The following is a 1,546-nucleotide window of genomic DNA, read 5'->3' on the forward strand; positions in this document are numbered from 1 at the left end:
CGTCAGCCGTGTGCATGTGAAGGAAGGGAGATGAGAGGCGATGCAGCAGGCAGCAGATGGAGCAGCGCGGGAGGAGCACGCGCGCGCTGCTTCCGGTCCGTGGTGGGTCCAGCAGGGCTATCCTCCTTTTGAGGCAGATGAGGCTGGCTGGCCCCACGCTGGTCAGGTGGTACGATACTTTCGTCAGCGCAAGCGGCGACCTGACGGCAAGTGTTGGACGCAGGCCGATCTGGCGCGGGCGCTGGGCATTTCAGAAAGAGCGGTGAGAAATATGGAAGAACGCAAAGAAGGGCTCGACAGTATCAGCCGTCGGCGTTTTCTAGCCGAAACCTTGCAGATTCCGCCGGTGCTCCTGGGGCTGGCAGTGGCTCCAGCCGTGCCAGCATCGTCGGTTGCTGCAGGCTACGCGCCTGAGTCGGCAGCTGCGCACGTGTCGCGCTTTGCCGTGGACTATGAGCAGCTGCAGGAGCAAGAAGAACGCTATTGGCAGGAGTATCATCGGGGAAATGCCACAGCAGCCCTTCCCAGGATTCAGACGACCCTGCAGGCCCTCTATGCCCAGCTGCCTTTTGCAGGCAGCGAGCGGTTCCGCACGACGCGCCTGCTGGTGTCCTATCACCTGCTGGCCAGTGCCATTACCCGAGATCAGCGGGCCTATAGCCAGGCCATTGAGCATGCCAGCCGGGCTATTGAGCTGGCCCAGAGCCTGGACCATGCAGAACTGCAGGCCGTGGCTCTCTACCGTCGCCAGACGGTCTGGCTGGATGCCAGGCATCGGCAGCTTGCCCTCCAGGATGCGCAGCAGGCCCGGGGGTTGCTGCCCTCTCTGCCTCCCTGGCTGCAGGCGGCGGTGTTGATCCGTGGTGGCTTTAGCCAGGCGTTTGCCCAGGGTCGTGTTGAGGGGAGCCGAGCCCTGCGTGAGATGGAGCACGGGGCAGCGCTCTTACAACGGGAGCCGGCTCCGGGCGACGCGCGGGCGGGGCATTTTCTGCGGATGGATCTGCGCCGCTACCGAGTGGATAAGGGCGCAGCGCTGCTGGAAATGGGGCGCCCAAGGGAGGCGTTGGAGGTTTTGCCGCAGCAACGCCGGGCAGGGGCAGCTCGCCAGAGTGCCTTTACAGATCTGTTGATCGCGCAGGCCGCAATCGAGCTGGGAGACTACGAGATGGGGGCAGCCCTGGCGCTGGAGCTGGTGGGGCCGCTGCGTCAGATTGGGAGTCAGGTGAATCTGGAGCGGGCGAGACGGCTGACGGAACGGCTGGCGGCTTCGCCATTTGGGAGTGCGCCCGAGGTGGCACGGCTGCGCGCGCTGCTGGCGGGTCCCAGGCGGGGGAAGCCTGGCCCCCAGTCAGTTTGAGCAAGAGTATGCAGGAAGCCAGCGACGCCGACGATGAGGGCGTGCGGAAAGAGCGCCTGCATGTCGAACGCCCACATGCCGGTCCCCACGTCAGGGGGCCTGCCTGTGTTGACGCCGACGCGGCTCGCCGCGATCCCTCCGGGACCAGGTCCCTGCGTGGCGGGAGCAGGAGCGCGCTCCTGCTCCCCG

2 protein-coding genes are annotated in these 1,546 nt (G+C 65.8%); both read left to right on the forward strand.

Annotation, left to right across the window (positions count from 1 at the left end; genetic code table 11):
* Positions 1–40 precede the first annotated feature (40 nt).
* Positions 41–1,357: a helix-turn-helix domain-containing protein gene (locus ACFMO7_RS08765; protein WP_376795112.1), complete on the forward strand. Its 1,317-nt coding sequence runs from the start codon at positions 41–43 to the stop codon at positions 1,355–1,357.
* A gap of 8 nt (positions 1,358–1,365) precedes the next feature.
* On the forward strand, positions 1,366–1,546 hold a 181-nt coding region (locus ACFMO7_RS08770; protein WP_376795113.1), incomplete at its 3' end, for a hypothetical protein.

It is taken from the genome of Thermogemmatispora sp., assembly GCF_042408735.1.
Classification (GTDB): Bacteria; Chloroflexota; Ktedonobacteria; order Ktedonobacterales; family Ktedonobacteraceae; genus Thermogemmatispora.

Excerpts from the sequence above, each read along its gene's own strand:
- ACFMO7_RS08765 (WP_376795112.1), top strand. The coding sequence starts at position 41 with ATGCAGCAGGCAGCAGATGGAGCAGCGCGGGAGGAGCACGCGCGCGCT.